Annotated in this window: 15 protein-coding genes; 2 read left to right on the top strand and 13 right to left on the bottom strand. The window is 44.1% G+C overall.

The genetic code is table 11. The features are described from left to right. Positions 1 to 8 precede the first annotated feature (8 nt). The 9 genes from QFZ81_RS09535 to QFZ81_RS09495 all read right to left on the bottom strand — a co-directional run bounded on the left by QFZ81_RS09535 (position 9) and on the right by QFZ81_RS09495 (position 10,789). Positions 9 to 923, bottom strand: a complete 915-nt coding sequence (locus tag QFZ81_RS09535) for an ABC transporter permease (protein ID WP_307602500.1) — start codon at positions 921 to 923, stop codon at positions 9 to 11. Positions 924 to 1,008: 85 nt separating this feature from the next. Beyond that, entirely contained in the window at positions 1,009 to 2,013 is a 1,005-nt protein-coding gene (locus QFZ81_RS09530; protein ID WP_307602497.1) for a LacI family DNA-binding transcriptional regulator, read from the bottom strand. A 152-nt stretch (positions 2,014 to 2,165) separates the two neighbouring features. Further along, positions 2,166 to 3,224 carry a rhamnose ABC transporter substrate-binding protein gene (gene rhaS / locus QFZ81_RS09525; RefSeq protein WP_307602495.1) on the bottom strand — a complete coding sequence of 353 codons (1,059 nt, stop codon included), beginning with the start codon at positions 3,222 to 3,224 and terminating at the stop codon, positions 2,166 to 2,168. Positions 3,225 to 3,436: 212 nt separating this feature from the next. Beyond that, positions 3,437 to 4,429 (bottom strand): ABC transporter permease, encoded by a 993-nt coding sequence (locus tag QFZ81_RS09520; protein ID WP_047677831.1) that lies wholly within the window; start codon positions 4,427 to 4,429, stop codon positions 3,437 to 3,439. A 4-nt stretch (positions 4,430 to 4,433) separates the two neighbouring features. Next, positions 4,434 to 5,468 (bottom strand): ABC transporter permease, encoded by a 1,035-nt coding sequence (locus QFZ81_RS09515; RefSeq protein WP_307445110.1) that lies wholly within the window; start codon positions 5,466 to 5,468, stop codon positions 4,434 to 4,436. A 46-nt stretch (positions 5,469 to 5,514) separates the two neighbouring features. Beyond that, positions 5,515 to 7,014 (bottom strand): sugar ABC transporter ATP-binding protein, encoded by a 1,500-nt coding sequence (locus QFZ81_RS09510; RefSeq protein ID WP_307602491.1) that lies wholly within the window; start codon positions 7,012 to 7,014, stop codon positions 5,515 to 5,517. Between the two features lie 187 nt (positions 7,015 to 7,201). Continuing rightward, on the bottom strand, positions 7,202 to 8,689 hold the full coding sequence (locus QFZ81_RS09505; protein WP_307602489.1) for a sugar ABC transporter ATP-binding protein: 1,488 nt from the start codon (positions 8,687 to 8,689) through the stop codon (positions 7,202 to 7,204). A 50-nt stretch (positions 8,690 to 8,739) separates the two neighbouring features. Further along, positions 8,740 to 9,516 carry a DeoR/GlpR family DNA-binding transcription regulator gene (locus tag QFZ81_RS09500; protein WP_307445119.1) on the bottom strand — a complete coding sequence of 259 codons (777 nt, stop codon included), beginning with the start codon at positions 9,514 to 9,516 and terminating at the stop codon, positions 8,740 to 8,742. Positions 9,517 to 9,640: 124 nt separating this feature from the next. Further along, complete coding sequence (locus QFZ81_RS09495) at positions 9,641 to 10,789, bottom strand: MFS transporter (RefSeq protein ID WP_307602487.1); 1,149 nt, start codon at positions 10,787 to 10,789, stop codon at positions 9,641 to 9,643. Positions 10,790 to 10,980: 191 nt separating this feature from the next. Here QFZ81_RS09495 and QFZ81_RS09490 point away from each other — a divergent pair, with 191 nt between their 5' ends. Together QFZ81_RS09490 and QFZ81_RS09485 are read left to right on the top strand one after the other, a co-directional pair. Then, entirely contained in the window at positions 10,981 to 11,634 is a 654-nt protein-coding gene (locus tag QFZ81_RS09490; RefSeq protein WP_307606861.1) for a putative bifunctional diguanylate cyclase/phosphodiesterase, read from the top strand. 112 nt (positions 11,635 to 11,746) lie between these two features. After that, a complete protein-coding gene (locus QFZ81_RS09485; RefSeq protein WP_307602485.1) occupies positions 11,747 to 14,161 on the top strand; it encodes a beta-propeller domain-containing protein in 2,415 nt (804 codons plus the stop codon). 6 nt (positions 14,162 to 14,167) lie between these two features. Here QFZ81_RS09485 and QFZ81_RS09480 read toward each other — a convergent pair whose 3' ends face one another. From QFZ81_RS09480 to QFZ81_RS09465, 4 genes are all read right to left on the bottom strand, one after another. Next, positions 14,168 to 15,385, bottom strand: a complete 1,218-nt coding sequence (locus QFZ81_RS09480; protein ID WP_307445130.1) for an MFS transporter — start codon at positions 15,383 to 15,385, stop codon at positions 14,168 to 14,170. 263 nt (positions 15,386 to 15,648) lie between these two features. Next, positions 15,649 to 17,286: a type 2 periplasmic-binding domain-containing protein gene (locus QFZ81_RS09475; protein WP_307602483.1), complete on the bottom strand. Its 1,638-nt coding sequence runs from the start codon at positions 17,284 to 17,286 to the stop codon at positions 15,649 to 15,651. A gap of 29 nt (positions 17,287 to 17,315) precedes the next feature. Further along, the gene (locus tag QFZ81_RS09470; RefSeq protein ID WP_307445134.1) at positions 17,316 to 18,185 is read right to left on the bottom strand and encodes a carbohydrate ABC transporter permease; all 870 of its coding nucleotides are present in this window, start codon (positions 18,183 to 18,185) and stop codon (positions 17,316 to 17,318) included. Positions 18,186 to 18,197: 12 nt separating this feature from the next. Continuing rightward, positions 18,198 to 19,160, bottom strand: a complete 963-nt coding sequence (locus tag QFZ81_RS09465) for an ABC transporter permease (RefSeq protein ID WP_307602481.1) — start codon at positions 19,158 to 19,160, stop codon at positions 18,198 to 18,200.

The following is a 19,160-nucleotide window of genomic DNA, read 5'->3' as shown; positions in this document are numbered from 1 at the left end:
CCTCTCTTTTAAAATAGGCCGCTGCCATTTATTTTTTTGACGATGCGATTAACGGATAGCAGTAGAACGAAATTGATCAAGGAATTGAATAAACCCACTGCTGCAGAGAAGCTGTATTCCGCTCGCTGCAAGCCGATTTTGTACACGTACGTAGCGATAATCTCAGACGAACTGGCATTCAGGTCATTTTGCATGAGAAAAGCTTTTTCAAAGCCAACATTCATGAGATTCCCAATTGCCAATATGAACAAAATGAGAATCGTCGGCTGAATGCCAGGAATATCGATATGCCAGACCCGATGCCATTTCGTAGCTCCATCTACAACCGCCGCCTCGTGAAGATGCGGATCGATACCGGCTAGCGCCGCTAAATAGATAACGGAGGCGAAGCCGGTTTCTTGCCATACACCCGAGAACACATAGAGGCTTTTGAACCATTCTGCCTTCGATAAAAAATAGATCGGCTCGCCTCCAAAAAGTTGAACGATGTGATTGATTAGTCCACTGCCCGGCGATAAGAACACATACAACATACCAACGAGGACGACTGTTGAGATGAAATACGGAGCATAAATGACCGTTTGGATAAAGCGTTTGTACCTTTCATGGAGCAGCTGATTGAGCATTAGTGCGATGAGAATAGGCACAGGAAATGAAACCACTAAAGAGAAAACACTAAGTCCTAACGTATTCTGAATGACGGTCCAAAAGTTGAAAGAATCGAAGAACCGCTGAAAATGCTCCATACCTACCCAAGGACTACCCCAGAAACCTTTGGAAGCGATAAAATCCTTAAATGCGATTTGAACCCCATACATAGGCCAATATTTAAAAATGATAAAATAGATCACGGTGGGCAAAATGAGAAGATATAACTCATAGTTGGTTCTGATCTGTTTAAGTGGTTCCTTGAACTTGTTCATTCGTTGTGATACAGCCCCTTTCTTTTTCGGGAAATCGTTTACGTAAACGTTTTTCTGATGTTCAAAAAAAAGCTGGAATAGCTTTTTAACAGGAATCTCGCAGAATTAACGAGGTTGGCAGTCTGTATTCCTCGCTTATTGTGCTTGGCTTCTCGATCCGTTCTAACATAATCTCTGCTGCTTTCACGCCAATCTCGTAAGAAGGCTGCCGGATGACCGACAAAGGCGGACACGTAATTTGTGTCCAATCATAATCGTCAAAACCAATAATAGCCAGCTCGGTTGGAATTTGAATCCGTCGTTCTTGTATGTATTTCATAGCGCCCATTGTCAATACGTTATTGGCAATAAACAGCGCTGTAATCTTCTGCCCGCCAAGCAGCGCCTTAACGCTCTCGTATCCGCTCTCAAAGTTAGATTCCGCCATCCTCACAATGGATGAATCAAACGGAATATCGTGATCTGCTAATGCTTTTTTGTACCCATCAAAGCGCTCATTGCTCGTTGTAATACCGAGTTCTCCGGTTAACAGCCCAATTCGACTATGACCTTTCAGGATGAGCGTTTTTACTGCTTCGTAAGCGCCTCCAATTCCGTCGGCCAACACACAATCCCCGTTATAACCCGTCGGTTTGCGATCGATGAACACAACAGGATAATGAGAACGCACGATGTCGTTTAAATAACTGACGTCTTCAGCGATTGAAGCAATAAATAACCCGTCAATTAATTTGGAATTAAACAATTTAATCTGTTCTTTCTCATCTTCAATTTGTTCCGTTGTATTGTTGCTCAGCAGCAAATGATAGCCATGCTGCTTCAATGTATACTGAATACCTTGCGCTACCATCATAAAGAAGAAATTAGAGGTATCCGATGGGAGAACTGGTACGATGAGGCCAATTGTATTCGACTTCTGACTGCGCAAGCTCCTTGCTGCCGAATTTGGGCGGTAATCAAGTTCTTCCATCGCTTCATAAACTTTGCGCTTAACTTCATCCGACACATAGCGGGTGTTATTAATAACATGTGACACTGATGCTATCGAAACGCCCGCTTGCTCGGCTACCTGCTTAATACCCGATCGCATAACATTCGACCCTCTTCTCTCAGGAAAACGTTTACGTAACCGTTTTCTTTTATTATATGGTTGAATTCTTTGCGTTGTCAATGACTTTTTGAATTAGAAAAATCCCAAAGTCCCCCTTTGAGGGAATTTTGGGATTTCGATTTTTTATGCCTTTAGTACACCTTTTTCCACTCCGCAATGTTGGAAGCTTCAAATTTAAACGGATCTCCAAGCATGATTTGGGTACCGTCGCCATCTTTCACAATTTGTTTCTCGCCGAGTCTACCAGCTTTGAATTTCTCGCCTTCTTTACCTGTTAACGTACCTTTCACTAACGCGTCAGCGGTAAAGCCAGCTAAATATCCAACATCAATCGGATTCCAGAGGTACATCCATTTACTAACGCCGCCTTCAATGTACTGAGCCATCTCACTTGGAAGACCAAGACCTGTCAGCTGTACTTTATCTTTCAGACCTTTGTCTGTAAGCACTTTACCCGCTGCAGCAATTCCAACCGTTGTAGGTGAAATAATACCTTTCAAGTTCGGGAATGATTTCAGCAAAGCCTCTGTCTCGGATACGCTTTTATCGCGAAGATCGTCACCATAGGCCACTTTAACAAGTTTAATCTCTTTGTATTTCGGGTCCTCAAGTTCCTTCTTCATCCACTCAATCCATAAATTTTGGTTGGTAGCTTGGGAAGTAGCACTCAGAATCGCGATCTCGCCTTTACCACCAATCATTTCGGAAATAGCTTGCACTTCTACGCGGCCAATACGTTCAGGGTCAGCTTGGTTGATGTGCACCAACCGGCTTTTCGAGTTAACAGCGGAATCAAGGGAAAGAACTTTAATCCCAGCGGTCATTGCTTTTTTCAAAGCAGGCTGGAGCGCATCTGGATCATTGCCGACAATGGCAATAGAAGCCACTTTCTGCGAGATAAGTTCCTCAATCATTTTGATTTGCGCTTCAGCCGTTGGTTGATCGGGCGCTTTTAGAATCGGCTCACCGCCAAGCTCGGTAATCGCATTTTTGAAGCCTTCCATCTGTTTTTCGCCGTATGGATTTCCTGTGTTTTTGAAAATGATGGCATATTTTTTCTTGCCGCCTGCTGAGCTGTCAGCTTGTTTGGCCGCATCTGTCTGTTTAGGAGCCGAAGTCGTTGATGCGCAAGCGGCTAAAAGAGATAACGAGAGCACCGCGGTGAGGCATGTTGCAAGTACTTTTTTCATAAGATTTGAATCCTCCCTTTTTTCTCATATACATATTTCAGCATCAGCGTTAAATAGGAATCCACACCCCAACATACTATACCCGGGTATTCTATAGTTGTGGGTAGATGATGCCGCTACAAGCATCGAAGGTTATGAAATCTACAATACTTTTAGCGGCATCACCTTATATGTGTCTTCCGTCTTCGACTACCTCAACTGGTGTATGACCATCACGAAGTTTTGCGAAGTTTCTTCTTGTTCCATTTCAATTTCGGTATAATAACCGCGAAAATAAGCAGCAAGCCCACAATAATGAGCAAGACTTGGGCTGGCACATTGACGAGACCTAATCCGTAACTAAGCATACCAACTAGGAAAACAGCGATGATGGCGCCAATCATTCTGCCCTTGCCTCCTGCGGTAGAGATGCCGCCAAGGACAACCATGGCAATCACATCCAACTCGTAACCTGTTGCTACATTGGGCCGTGTGCTCCCCATACGTGAGGTTAAGAAGATCGCGGTTACTGCAGCCATCAGTCCTGTTAGAGCAAAAACGATGACCTTGATCTTATCAACTTGAATCCCTGAAAAACGCGAAGCGGTTATATTATTCCCCATCGCATATACTCTTCGGCCGAACGTTGTCTTATGTAAGAGTAAGGCGAAGACGACCGCGAAGACGATGAAAACAATCAGAATAAAAGGAATACCCTTCACATATTCCCATCCAAAGAAGCTGAACCAGTCCGGGAATTGCCCTTTCGCTTGATCTTCTAAGAGCATATAAGCGATTCCGCGATAAATAATCATGGTCGCAAGTGTAATAATGACCGACGATAGCTCTTTAAACTTGACGATAAGAAGTCCGTTTACAAGCCCGCATACAGTTCCAACTACCAGACAGATGAGCATGGAAAGTCCCATTGGTACACCTTGACTGTACAGATCCGCCATAATGACAGATGATAAGGCAACTGTGGAGGCGACTGAGATATCAATCTCACCAAGAATCATGACCAGGACCATGGGAAGTACGATAAAAGCTTTATCGAGAAAGCCCATTGTTGCATCTCTTAAACTATCGACATTCATATAATAGGGGGACAAGCTGGCATTCAGAATGTTGACCCCTATGAAAATAATGACTAACAGCCATTCCCATTGAAGGAAGAACGTTTTGTAATTAAAATCTCTTTTCGCTTGAATCGTTCTAAGTTCCATAGGCTTAAATCTTCCTCCTCATGAGGTGGTTGCGATCCACGCCCCTCTTCACCAAGGCATTCACAAGCACAGCTATTAAAATAATCGTTCCTTGAATGGCCATCTGCCAGAAAGGAGATACATTAATAAGCGGAAGCGCGTTGTTCAAAATCCCAAGTAAAATTGATCCTAAGATAATACCCGAAATTTTGCCAGAACCGCCTGCAATGCTAACGCCTCCCAGTACACATGCAGCAATAACGCTTAACTCGTAACCCGAAGCTGTATCGCCTTGAGCGGATGCAAACTTGGATACCCATAACACGCCAGCAAGTCCTGCTAAGCTTCCCATAATGGCATAAACCATCCATAAAATTTTATCGTTGTTGATACCGCTAATTTTGGCAGATTCCGGATTGCTTCCAACGGCATAAATTTGACGGCCTGTTCGCGTATGATTGATGAAGTAGTAAAAAACGATGTAAATGATAATAGCGATAAAGATAAGTGTGTTGATGCCGAAAATAGAACCTGTTGCAATCGCTTTGAAGCTATCCGGCATTTGGTGGGCACTCACCCATTTCCCACCGCTAACGGTAAAAGTAAGCCCCCGGATTACGTTCATCATCCCGAGTGTGGCGATGATGGGCAGTACGCCGGTTCTCGAAATAAGGAAACCAATGATGACGCCGCTGATCAGACCAACTGATGTACCCAGCAGCATAACAACGAGCGGATGTAAGCCTGGGAAGGCGCTGACCGTCATGGATGAGATCATCCCAGATAGAGCGAGTGTAGCCCCTATTGAAAGGTCGATGCCCCTCGTAATAATAACCAGCATCATACCGACGCTTAATATACTTAGAATGGCTGTATTCGTAACTAAATCATTGATATTCTCCAGCGTTAGAAAGCTGTTATTGTTCAACTGTACAATGATGGAAAGAACGATAATGAAAGTCAGCAAGCCGAGTTCACGGAACTTTGCGATGCTGGCGCCAAACGTTTTTCTTTCACCAGCTGGACTGAATGTTCTTTTCTCTATAACTTGGTTGCTCATGTCCTGATTTCCCTCCCCCTTGTTTACTGAAGCAGACACGAGACTTTTATGCTAGCTGATCACTCATCGAAGCTTCAAGAATGGCTTCCTGCGTGACCTGTGTTCGATCCAAACGCCCCGTTATTCTACCTTCTCGCATAACGATGATGCGATCGCTCATCCCAATGACTTCAGGCATATCCGACGAAATCAAAATGATACCGTACCCTTGTGCAGCGAGGTCGTTCATAATTTCATAGATCGCAAACTTGGCCCCCACGTCGACGCCTTTGGTCGGTTCATCCAGAATGAGAACGTCGAGTTCCGCCGTAAGAAGCTTGGCGAATACGACCTTTTGCTGGTTTCCTCCAGATAAGGAGCTGACCAAGTCATAAATACTTTGAGCTTTAACACTAACCTTTTCGGCTAATGACTTGGAAACTTCCGTTTCTCTGGCTTCGCTTAACCAACCGCCATTGGCATAATGCTCAATATTGGATAGCGTAATGTTCCGCCCAATATCCCAATCCAGCACTAATCCCTGCTTCTGCCTATCCTCCGGCAAATAACCAATGCCCAGCTTCATCGCATCTTGTGGATTACGGATGTTCGTTTGTGTTCCTTTCACATAAATGCTCCCTTGATCGGCCTGTTCGATACCAAAAAGGGTTTGGCACACTTCCGTACGTCCCGCTCCGACCAATCCAGTAAGCCCGAGGATTTCTCCTTTGTGCAATTGGAGCGAAATATCTTTGAAATATCCTGTTCGTCCAAGCCCTTCCACCCGAAATACTTCTTCGCCAATCTTCGCTTCCTTTTTGGGGTAGAGCTGTGTAATTTCCCGCCCAACCATAGCGACTATGAGCTTATCGGTTGAAATATCGTGTACGCCCCAGGTTCCGATGTATCTAGCATCTCGGAATACCGTAACTTTACTTGCTAAACGGTACATGTCTTCAAATCGATGCGAGATGAAAATAATCGCAACGCCTCTGTCTCTTAGCTGCTCGGTAATGCGGTAGAGCTCCTCGCTCTCCCGCTTCGTAAGTGCAGCTGTCGGTTCATCCATAATAATAATGCGAGCTTCCGTTGATAACGCTTTCGCAATTTCCACAATTTGCTGCTGCGCCACACTTAAAGTCCCCATTTGTGTGCGTGGTTCGAAATTCGCTCCCAACGTATCGAGCAATTTTTTCGCCTCAATGTGCATCTCATTCCACAAGATTCTTTTTGTTCGTTTGTGTATCTTTTCATGACCCATGAAAATGTTTTCCGTCACACTAAGGTCTGGATAACAGGTCACATGCTGATAAATGGCGGCAATACCGACTTTTTTGGCATCATTCGGATTATTAAACACCACTTTGTTACCGTTTACATAAATGTCACCTTGATCCGGTTGATGAACACCTGTAATCACTTTAATAAAAGTTGACTTCCCTGCGCCATTCTCTCCCATAAGTGCATGAATTTCACCGGCTCGCAGTTGAAAATGCACAAGATCGAGAGCTTTGACTCCTGGAAATGTTTTTGAAATCGCTCTCAATTCAAGAACAAATTCACTCATTGTTATCCCCTACTCGCTTGGATATTCTCTTCTCTGAATAGAATATACCATAGGAATAAGCAGTTGGCTATACTTTTTTGTTTCTTTTGTTTATCTTTATGTTCGTTTGTGATCGTTTCATATAAAAAGCCGCACAATGCTTAAATTCTATGAGGCTCCTTTACTGGCTTTCACGCTTACCTACAGTCTATTTTCCTCCTGAAGCATAATACAAAATTTTCTCCTGCGTCGCCTCTTCTCTTTGGAACACGTTACGTATTTCACCGTTATACATCACGGCAATACGATCAGACATCCCCATAATTTCCGATAAATCCGATGAAATCATAATGATAGAGGCTCCTGAAAGCACAAGTTCATTCATCATGTTGTAAATATCGATTTTGGAACCAATATCAATGCCCGCGGTAGGTTCCTCTATGATCATGACTTTCGCATTAGCAAACAACCATTTTGCGAAAATCACTTTCTTCTGTTTACCGCCACTCAAATTATTGACGTTTTCATCATCACTCGATTCAATGTCCAGTCTTTCGATCAGATCTTGCGCAAACCAGCGTTCCTTTTCGGTGTTCAGGAAGCCGAAGCTTGATATTCTCTCAAGATTAGTTAATGAAATATTTTGACCAATTGGTGCGTTGCTTAATAAGCCTTCTTCTGTGTTAATTCCCGTCATATAGCAGAGCCCGTTCTTCTTTGCTGTGTGCGGTGTCATGGATGTGTAAGATTTACCCTGCAGTACCATACTGCCTTCGAAAGGTCCATTAATTCCGAACAGCACTTTAGCAAGTGTCCGTCTTCCGGATCCGCTTAGCCCCGTTAATCCGATAATTTCCCCGCGTTTCACATCCAAATTGATATTGCGAATACGGCCATAGTAAGACATATTTTCCAAGCGTAGCACTTCTTTACCCAGCTTTACCTTGAGCTTAGGAAATCGATCTGCCAGCTCTTTACCAACCATGACTTTAACAAGATCGTTAAGCTCCATTTCATTGACACTGCATGTCTGAACAGACTCACCATCGCGAATTATCGTTACTTGATCAGCGATTTGAATAATTTCTTCTATACGGTGAGAGATGTAAATGATAGCGACACCTAACTTTTTCAGATCGCGAATGACTTTAAATAAGGTCTCTATTTCCTGCTCGGTTAACGCGGCCGTAGGCTCATCCATGATAATAATTTTGGCATTATGGGATAGGGCCTTTATGATTTCAACAAATTTCTGTTGGCCCGAGCTTAATGATTTCACAGGCGTTCGTGCATTTATGTTCAAGCCAAAATCATCTAAGTATTTACGTGTTTCACGATATGCCTTATCCCAATCAATTAAACGATTCCATCTCTTAATCGGTTCCCTGCGAATGAATACGTTTTCAGCAATGTCGAGATCTTGAAATAAGCGAATCTCCTGGTAGATCATCGCGATACCCAGCTCCTGGGCTTCCTTCGGATTGGGGATCGAAACAAGCTCTCCATCTATGTATATGCTTCCTTCATCAGGCTGAAACAAGCCCGCCAATACTTTCATTAGTGTTGATTTACCGGCTCCATTCTCACCAATTAAGGCGTGAACCTGACCCGCATCTGCGCTGAAATCGATTTGGTTCAACACCACATTGTCATTAAACCTCTTCGTTATGCCCTTCATTTGCAAGAAATTTTCCACCTTATATGCCCCTTTACTTCTCTATAGAATCAGCGTGTAGACAACAGGGATTACCGGAAATCAAAAGTTGTATAAAGTTTGACGGCTTGCTCAAAGTAATACTTTTTATAGTCATTTGGTATTTGTGTGTTTGTAATTACTTTCTTAGCTATCGTCAGATCGCCAAGTCTGGCGAAGCCTTTGACATTGAATTTGGAGTAATCCGCAGCAATAATGATCTCGCTGGAAATTTTCGCAACCTCCTGCAGAATCATCGCTTCATCATAGTGACTAACCGTATACCCAGAGTCCAACTGTGCACCCTTTACACCTAGAAAAGCTTTATTCACATAAATGCCTTTGAGCATTTGCAGAGCGAACCCGCCAACGAGCATTGTTGACAATGGTACCAAATCGCCTCCGATGACAATTGTCTTCACACCAGACGCATCTTTCAATTCAAGACCAATGGCCAAGTCATTCGTTAAAACGGTAATTTTCTTTGCTTTGATATTTCTTGCGATCTCCAGACATGTCGAGCCAGCGCTTAAGAATATGGCTTCTCCATCCTCAATCATTTGAGCTGCGATTTTACCGATCATTCGCTTCTCTTCTACGAATTTCTGTTCGGTATCCCCGCTTGAGGCAGAAGGAAGCGAATTCAATTTATCATTCAATACGGCGCCGCCATACGTTTTAACTAGAAATCCTTTTTGTTCTAGCTTATCGAGGTCTCTACGAATCGTCACTTCCGTAACGGAAAACTTCTCACTGAGCTCGTATACATCGACCCGCTTCTCCGCCAGGAGCAGCTCTTTAATTTTATTCAATCGTTCAATCGCAAACATGATAAAAACCCCTTATAAGTAGAAAGGTGCATTGATTTATTAGTTGTGTGTATTATATCATGTTTCTTTCGTTTGTGTTCGTTTCCGATTTATATGCAAAAACTCCCATTTACCCGCATTTCATTTAGTATGAGCCAAGAACATTCTGTTTTCTACGAATCCATATAACAAGTCCAAACACGATAACACACGTCATGGATACCCATGAACTATATAAAAAAACTTGTCTCATCCCGTAAGCCGAGCTCATAATTCCACCCAAAAAGCTGCCGATAATACGGGCGGCTCCAAGGCTGAGCAAGCCGTTGAGTGTTTGACCACTTGCCTTCCATTCTGAAGGCACTTCACGGTTGATAAACGTGGCAAGCGTAACAGAAAGCACGATGAAAATAAGTCCGTGCAGCAGCTGCACCGGTAATACCCAAAGTGGATTCCCAATTAAGGTAAACAAGAACCACCGGATTGAGGATGCAAGCGCGGCCACAATCAGAATTACTGAAATAGGGACGCGTTTGAAAATCCATCCGGAAAACAGAAGAAACGGCAGCTCACTAAGTGAAGAAATCACCATCGACCAGCCTAGCAGCATACTGTCTCCACCCATCTCCTTGAAGTAGATTGGGAAGAATGCGTAATAGTAACCCAAGGTGATTTGAACAACAAAGTTGATACCCAAATAAAACATTAGCTTACCGTTTCGGAAGAGCTCACGGAAACGTTTACCAGAAACGTTAGTCTGGCGGCCGGCAGCTGGCGGAAAACGCCAGAGGAACAGCAATGCGGCGGCCATGGTTCCGGCGTAGACCGGGAACATCGAGCCAATGTGCGACTTGGCTGCGATGCCGAAAGCAAGAGACATGATAGCGAAACCCACTGTACCTCCCAGGCGAATCCAACCAAAACTCCATGTGGGACGCCGTTCCAACTCCTCCAACGTAATCGCATCGCTGATTGCAAATATAGACGTCTGAAAAAACGTAAACACACATATTAACACAAGCAGGTAAATGAAATGATGTGAGAACGGGAAGAACAAAATGGAAAACCCGCTGCCAATCAATAGAAAGCGAAGTACGCTATTCTTCGTCTTGGCTCGGTCACCCAACGCCCCCCAAACCGGTTGGCCAAACATTGCAACCAAGGGCCCAAGGCTGAGAAGCATCCCGATTTGCTCCTGAGAAAATTTTGCGCTATGCAGGTAAACCGGCATAAATGTGCCATAAACAGCGTTTCCCATGTATATGACTACGTAAAACAGCAAAAAAGAGTTCATCTTCGTTGTCAGTCCCTTCTTTCCTTTTAGAATAATACGTCATTTAAGAAGCAATCTCTTACATTTCACGAACGAGAAGTCGGCAGTATAAACTGTACGACAGTGTAGTGTGCAGTTCAAGAACTATTTTTCAAAAAATTCGAGATGTTGGTCGACCACTAAGTGCGACGATGTAGCGTGTAGAAGCATTAATCCGGTGGAATCATCCCGAGAAGGGAATCATCTCTCCATTGCAATTTATTCCATTTGCCGAAGAAGTTGGACTCATTGTTCCAATCGGGAAATGGGTCTTGCATGAGGCCTGCAAACAATGGCGTTTATGGATGGATCATAACCATTTTGAACACACATTTAAAATGTCCGTCAATCTATCCTCGAGGCAGATGTATGAACCGGACTTAATTGAATTGATTTCCAAGATTTTGAATGAAACAGGTATGGATCCCCATTTCTTGGAAATTGAAGTTACGGAAAGCATTACTATGAATCTTGACCGCGCAACGATGCTGCTTTCCAAACTGAAAGGCATTGGAGTAAGCATTTCGATTGATGATTTTGGTACGGGGTTTAGTTCGTTGGCGTATTTGAAGAACTTCCCTATCGACCGCATTAAAATAGATAGAACATTTATTAAAGACCTATCTAATGATATAAGCGATCAAAACATAGTGAAGACCATCATCGCCTTGGGTATCAATTTAAATCTAAAAGTAATCGCTGAAGGCGTCGAGTCTGAGGAGCAGCTTAATCTTTTAAGAAACTATGGTTGTCATGAAGCACAGGGATATTTTCTGGGCCTTCCGATGTCTGCGGATAACATCGCTAAGATTATTTATTCGGAATAGGGCAATTAAAAAATATTTTAAAATCGTTGAAACAAATCGGAAAGCTCATCCGTTATGAGGATATAGATGAAAATAATGGAAACCCTCAAAACTCAAGAAAAGGATGAAGAAGATGAAGAAAAAAGGTTTGGTCGCCGGCCTCTTGCTTTCCGCTACAATCTTAACGTCCGCAGTTGCTCCCGCTGCCACTAACGCCGATCAGGAACCTGTGATCCGGTTTGAGGGCCAGCCGATAGCTTTCTCGCTGCAGCCTAAATTAATGGACGGTATTCTGATGGCGTCTGTTCGGGATCTGGCAAAGGCTTTAAGCATGGAAGTGACATGGAATGAAGCAGAGCGGCTTGCGGTTGTTACTGGTAACGGGTACGAGCTGAAGCTGCCATTGAATTCGGATTATGCCTACGTGAACGGTAAAGCAAACACCATTTACGGCAGCACGCAAATGGTTGATGGTTCTACTTACGTTCCTCTACGCTTTTTTATGGAAAGCGCAAATCATGTTGTTCGCTGGGATTCGGCCACCGGCACAGTAAACGTCACGAAACAGGCTGACAGCTTGCCGGTAGTCGGTACCTATGACCACTTGGTCACACTTTTGACGCAAAATGAAAGCAGTGGATCCGCCAGAGTTAGTTTACTAACCAAAGAAGCTAAATCTGAATCCTTCGGTAAAGCTTCGGCTCCAACAAGTGACTTTGTTTCTGTTGAAGTCCAAGATTCGGCCAGTGCAGCGGCACCCGGCTACTCCGGCACGAACGTACAAGTGCAAGGCGTGGATGAATCCGATGTCGTCAAGACAGATGGAACGTACATTTATACGGTAAACAAGCAGCGGATCGTAGTCACTCAGGCTTATCCCGCCGACCAGATGAAAGTGCTGAGCATTCTCGATTTCCCGGGAAATCAAGACACTCAGTTCCAGCCAAGTGAAATCTACGTGGACGACAAGCATCTGATCGTGCTTGGTAATTCTTATCAGAACTATAAACCGGTCCCTTATAACGGGGCAGGCGGCGTCACAGAGAAGAAAATGATCCTGCCTATGAGGTCCCAGGGAACCGCGAAGGTTATCGTTTACGACCTCACCGACCGGAGCAGCTTGAAGCTTCTGAAGGAAGCTGAGCTTGAAGGAAACTACGTTTCTTCCCGCAAAATCGGATCGTCGCTCTATTTTATCTCCAATAAGTACGTGAATTACTACCAATACCGGGAAATGGCGGATAAGGAAGAAGCGAAGACCGGGCTAGCTCCTGCTTATCGGGATTCGGCGGCAGGCGATTCCTTTACCTCTATTCCGCTCAATCAGGTCTATTACTTGCCGAAAGCCCTGGATCCTAACTATGTGCTCATCGGAGGCATCAACCTGAATGAATTGAAGCAGACGATGAATGTCACTTCTTACCTCGGCTCAGGCCAGAACGTGTACGCATCCGAAGAGAACTTATATATGGCCGTAACGAATTATGAACAGATGGGAATCCAACCAATGAGGATGCCTGCTGGTGATCCTGCTCAAGGCATACGAATCGGCGAGCCGAATGGATCCAGCCAACCTTATGAGCTTCCTAAGCAGGAAACGATTATTTATCAATTCGGGCTGAACGCAGGTAAAGCAGCGTACAAGAATACAGGCAAAGTGCCCGGACGCTTGCTCAATCAATTTTCCATGGATGAGCATAACGGCTACTTCCGGCTTGCTACAACTACAGGCGAAATGGGTCGGACGGATGAGGGGATTTCGAAGAACCATGTTTTCATACTTGACACGAACCTGAAAGAGAAAGGCAAGATCGAAAACATCGCTCCAGGAGAGCGGATTTACTCCACCCGCTTCATGGGCGACCGGGCTTACATGGTTACTTTTAAGAACACCGATCCGCTATTCGTCATGGATTTAAAGGATCCCGCTGAGCCGAAATTGTTAGGCGCGTTGAAGATTCCTGGCTACAGCGATTATCTGCATCCTTATGATGAAAACCATATTATCGGCTTCGGGAAAGATACAATCGAGGTCGACATCAAAAATCCGAATGGACCGCAGTCCATTGCTTATTACCAAGGCATGAAAGTGGCGCTGTTCGATGTAACCGATGTGAATAATCCGAAGGAGAAATTTAAGGAGCTGATCGGGGACCGCGGTACGGATTCCGAGCTGCTGCACAATCACCGTGCATTGCTCTTTAACAAGGAAAAAAATCTACTTTCCTTCCCAGTTAACGTAATGAAAATCGACCCCAATCAGACGACAAACAATCCGAAGATGCCTGCTAGCGCATACGGCAATTTTGCTTTCCAAGGCGCGTACGTCTACAACCTTGATTTGGAAAAAGGCTTCCAGTTCCGCGGCGGCATTACCCATCTTACTCAGGAAGATCTGCAAAAAGCCGGGCAATACGTTCATGCCGGCGACAAACAGGTACAGCGCGTTCTTTATATCGGCGATACGCTGTACACCGTCTCTAACGGATTAATCAAAGCGAACGACCTCAGCACGCTGCACGAAAAGAACTCGGTGATAATTCCGTAGTCCTTTTCACGTGTCGCTAGTGATCGGTTGCCGGACGTCCATTGATTTTCGTTTGGCAAGGAACAATGTCAAGATCCCGCTTGATATGGTAATTATGGCGAGCGTCAGTAAGAATGTGGAGATCCCGAACCAATCGAGACAAGCGCCGGTCGCAAGCAGTGAAATCTGGAACATGACGCGGTCAAGCATTCCTCGAAATGAGAAAAAGCGTCCTTGTGCTTCTTTGGGCACTTTGATTTGGAATAGTGTCGATACCATCGGAAAGAAAAAAGCGACTGCGCAACCGAACATAACGAAAGAGCCGAGAACCGCATAGCTGCTCTCGCTGAAGGACATTCCTGCAAAAGAAAGCGCAAATAATAACATGAACAGCGTAGAGCTCGTTACCAGATTCCGCATGCCGATCACACGCTTTGCGAATAAGCCTGCAATCAAAATGCTAGTGCCTTCTAAAGAATAGATCCAGCCCATCAGTTCCGGTTTGTGCTGGATTTGACTAAACTTCAGTACAAGTAAATTAAAACCGCCTAGAAATAAGGTAATAACCCCGCTATTGATAAGTGCGATGAATATAGACGGTTCTGCTCGAATGAGTGGAAACAACTCCGTAAAGCGGATTTTCTCTTTCTTTCTTGCAGCCACGGAATCCGCAGTATTGGGAATCCTCAACTGCGTAATGAGCATCACGAGGATGACGTAAAAAACAAGCGACAGCGCATAAACCGTGTACAAATTCATCATGGATACTAATATGCCTGCTGCAGCAGTGCCGCCTATTCTTGCTACAGTAATCACGTTAAAGTTTACACTGTTGGCCTTAAGCAGCTCGGAGGCTGGAACGACGGAAGGCAGCGCTGCTTGCACAGTAGGCATATAAACAGTAGCTGCTACTTGCATGATGACGACGGACAACAGCATGATGGCGACGGATTGGTACTGTATGGCCGCAAACATGACAATCGGAGCCAGACAACGAACAAGCCCTGATATAAGCAATATTTTTTTCTTATCATAGCGGTCTGCCCACACCCCGGCTTGCGGCGAAATGAGTACACCGAGAAATAAACCGCACATCAGGATCAAGCTCTTGCCTAAATCAGACGGAACGTGGCTTTGCATAAATTGCAAATTGGCAATGATGCTTGTCCAAATACCTGCGCCTTGAATGGCTTCTCCGATCATCATGAAAACAAATGTCCGATTCCGAAGTAACGAATGATTCATACCTAATCTCCAATCTAAATGTGATACTCAGAATCTTCCAATTATAGCACGTACGTTCGTGTGGTGTCTATTAGAACACGAAGCCGATCTCCTGACAAAGTACGAGCGATGGCGATACGCTGTTGCTACCTTCACACCAACACAAAAAGCAAGCCTAATCCGCGAGTGACCACGGATTAAGCTTGCTTCCCCATTGCATAATCAACAATAATAACCTGCAAAGCTCCTTATTAGAGCTGTGTCCTCGTCAGACGTACATTCCGCTACCGTTTCAAATACCGATTGTAGGAATCTTGGTAAATCTTTGTTGCTTGATCAATGCCCATCCCCTGTATCGTCTTAACAAATTTATCATATTCGGTCATCGGCGTTTTCCCCATGATGAAACTGGTTTGCATCTCGTTTATGTAGGTGTTGACCTGACCCATAACGGAAGCAATGGTCTTCGATTCATCTTCGGTTGTTCGAATGGCCGGCAGCGTCAGTGATGAGTTGCCTTTCATCCATTCCGCATTTGCGTCCTTTTGTCCTTGAAAGGTCATCAGGGCGTCTAAATATTTGCTATCCTGATTGATCGGTCCATCCATAATCGACAACGAGTAAGTCGCAAGAGCTTGGTCGTAGGTTAAGCCTTTCGGGTTTTTCAAAATTTTGTCCGTAAACTTGATCGCATTGCCATCTTTCGTGTAGCTATCACCTTCAATTCCAAAATTAAACAAATCGTGTCCTTGCTGGCTATAGTTAAAGTCCATCCATTGCACGAGATACTTGATTTTATCCGCTTTGGCGCTGGATGTTATCGCTTCACCATACGAAAGTACTTTCTGGTTCAACGAGAACGTAGCGTATGTCTTGCCGTCTGGTCCTTTCGGCCATGGAGCGCCGGTAAGATCGAATTTGGCATCTTTCATCAGGTTGAAATATTTGGCCATACCGCTGAAAACGCCGCCATAAAAGGAACCGGCCACATTGTTCGTGACCTTATAGTCAAATGCTTTGCCGTCATTGGTCATGATTTCCGGATCGATTAAGCCTTCCGCGTACCATTTCTTCATCGTTTCCACGAAGTTCTTGTATTCCGGCTGAAGCGGACCGAAGGCAACCTTCCCGTCTTTCATTTCAAAACCGCCAAGAACGCCGAAGCCAGGTGAAAAATCTAACAACTTCGTCAGGTTGCCGGGACCCCAATTGCCGGTAAAAGGCAGTTCATCCGGCTTGCCGTTTCCATTCGGATCTTTCTCTTTGAAGGCTTTAAGTACGGTATACCACTCATCTATCGTTGTAGGTGTTTTCAGATTTAACTTTTCTAACCAATCTTTTCTCAAAATTAATCCAGAGGTTCCATTCAATTTAATCGCATCGAGTTTCAATAAAGGAAACATAAAGATGGTACCGTCATCCAACGAGATTTGCTTCTTCACATCCGGATCGGAGTTGATTATTTTTTTGAGATTAGGCGCATATTGATCGATGTAATCATTTAATTTAATAATTCTGCCGTCGGCCAGCATCTTTTCCGGACCGCCTGACGCATCGTTCCAGTTATAGTAAATAATATCCGGCAAGTCTTTGCTGGCAATCAACAGATTGAATTGGTCCTTTTGCTGACCGAGCGGTGGATGCGTGAAATTAACCTTCATTCCCGTCAATTCTTCTTTTTTCTTGTAAGCAGCTATTTCGCCGAAGTTTGCCAAAGAAGCGGTAAGCTTAGGATCGTTCGCCCGCCAGTAGTTGATGGTTAAAGGATCTTTCGTAATCGGCAAGGGGATCTCGGCCAAAGCTTTCTCCTTCATATCTGCGGGTTTCAGGGTACTTGGGCTTTCACCCGACTTTGAACACCCTGCAACCACACTTGCTGTAAAAATCACACTGCATAAGATGGGAACTATTTTCTTTTTCATGAAAAGACGCCTCCTTGAAATTAAGTTTTCTATTGTTTGACGGCACCGATTAAGGCACCTTGAACAAAGTACTTTTGGATAAACGGATAAATCATGAGGATAGGCAGGGTGGAAATAATAATCGTGGCATACTTGATGTTTTCGCCGATCGCAAAGCCCGTATCCGTACCGCCCCCCATTGCTTCCGTACTGTTGCTTAGCAGGATATCTCGCAGCACGATCTGTATGGGGTATAATTCTTGCTTTCTTAAGTACAGGAGAGGACTCATGAAGTCATTCCAATGATCAACAGCATAATAGAGCGTCATCACGGCAAGGATTGCCTTGGAAAGTGGTAAAATAATTTTAAATAAAATCGAAAAATCATTAGCCCCATCCAGTTTGGCAGATTCAATTAGGCTTATCGGAATATTTTCAAAACTGGTTCTCATGATGATAAAATAAAATGTGTTGATGGCCGCAGGAATGATCATAGCCCAACGGGTGTTGACGAGGTCTAAGCTTTGCACCAACAAGAAAGTCGGAATCATCCCTCCGCCAAAAAACATGGTGAAGGTGATGATCTTCATGAAAAACTTCCTACCGAATAAATCTGGTCTTGAAAGCGCATAAGCCGCAAACGATGTCATCAACAGATTAAAAAATGTGCCTACGACAACATAGAACAAGGTGTTCATATAGCCGGTATAGATCTTGGGATTATGAAACACACGTCCATACGCATCCCACTGAAAGCCTTTCGGCAGCAGCATCAAAGATTGGCTCCTCAAGAGCTCATTGGGATCGCTAACAGAAGAATTGAATACGTATAGGATCGGATATACCGATACAAGAATGATCAAGGATAGAACGGTAACATTCATCCAATCAAACAAATGTTCTCCAAATGTTCTTTTCATATGTTCACTCCCTTACCAGAGACTCGTAGCGTTGATTTTTCTGCTGATCGAATTCGCCACAATGAGCAGGGTAAAGTTAATTACGCCATTAAATAGACCGATAGCAGTGGAATATGTGTAATTCCCTTCCAGGATACCGGACCTGTATACGAAGGTGGAAATAACGTCAGACGTCTCATAGGTGGGAGCTGTTTGCATAAGTAGAATCTTTTGGAAATCCGCGTTCATGATAGCCCCGAAACGTAAAATCAACATAATAACGATCGTTGGCGCAATCCCGGGAAGAGTAATATGCAGCAGCTGTTTCCACCTGCCTGCCCCGTCCATTTTGACCGCTTCGTATAACTGGGAGTCAATATTGCTTAATGCAGCTAGAAAAATAATGGAAGCCCACCCTGCCCCTTGCCATACATTCGATAAAATATATAGCGGCCTGAACATATCCTTTTCTGCCAGGAACATGACCGGACCCAGATCGAAAAAACTGCGAATGACGTTAAATAAACCACCATCCAAGGAAGAAAAGGTCTTCAGCATACCGACGACCACGACGACAGAAATGAAATGCGGTAAATAAGAAACGGTTTGAACGGTCCTTTTAAAAAACTTGCTTCTAATTTCATTTAATAATAAAGCAAGGATGATGGGTGCCGGGAAGCCGATAAGTATGCTGTACAGACTTAAGATCAGTGTGTTTTTTAGCAATCTCCAGAAATAGAAGCTCTTGAAAAACAAAATGAAATTATCAAATCCAACCCATGTTCCTGCTAGAATGCCTTTTGTCGGGGAGTAGCTTTTATGAAACGCCATTAGCAAACCATACATTGGTCCATAACAAAAGGTTAGGTAGTAAGCAAGTACTGGAATCAGCATGATATACAGATACTTATTCCTCTGCCATTGCTTCCTAAAGAAGGAGAACCTGATACTTTGGCTCTCAACTAGCTTCGTAGCCAACTGATGATTGACTTCCAT

It is taken from the genome of Paenibacillus sp. V4I9 (genome assembly GCF_030817295.1).
Taxonomy (GTDB): Bacteria; Bacillota; Bacilli; order Paenibacillales; family NBRC-103111; genus Paenibacillus_E.
Note: the sequence above shows the minus strand (reverse complement) of the source record. Positions and strands in the feature narration are given on the sequence as shown.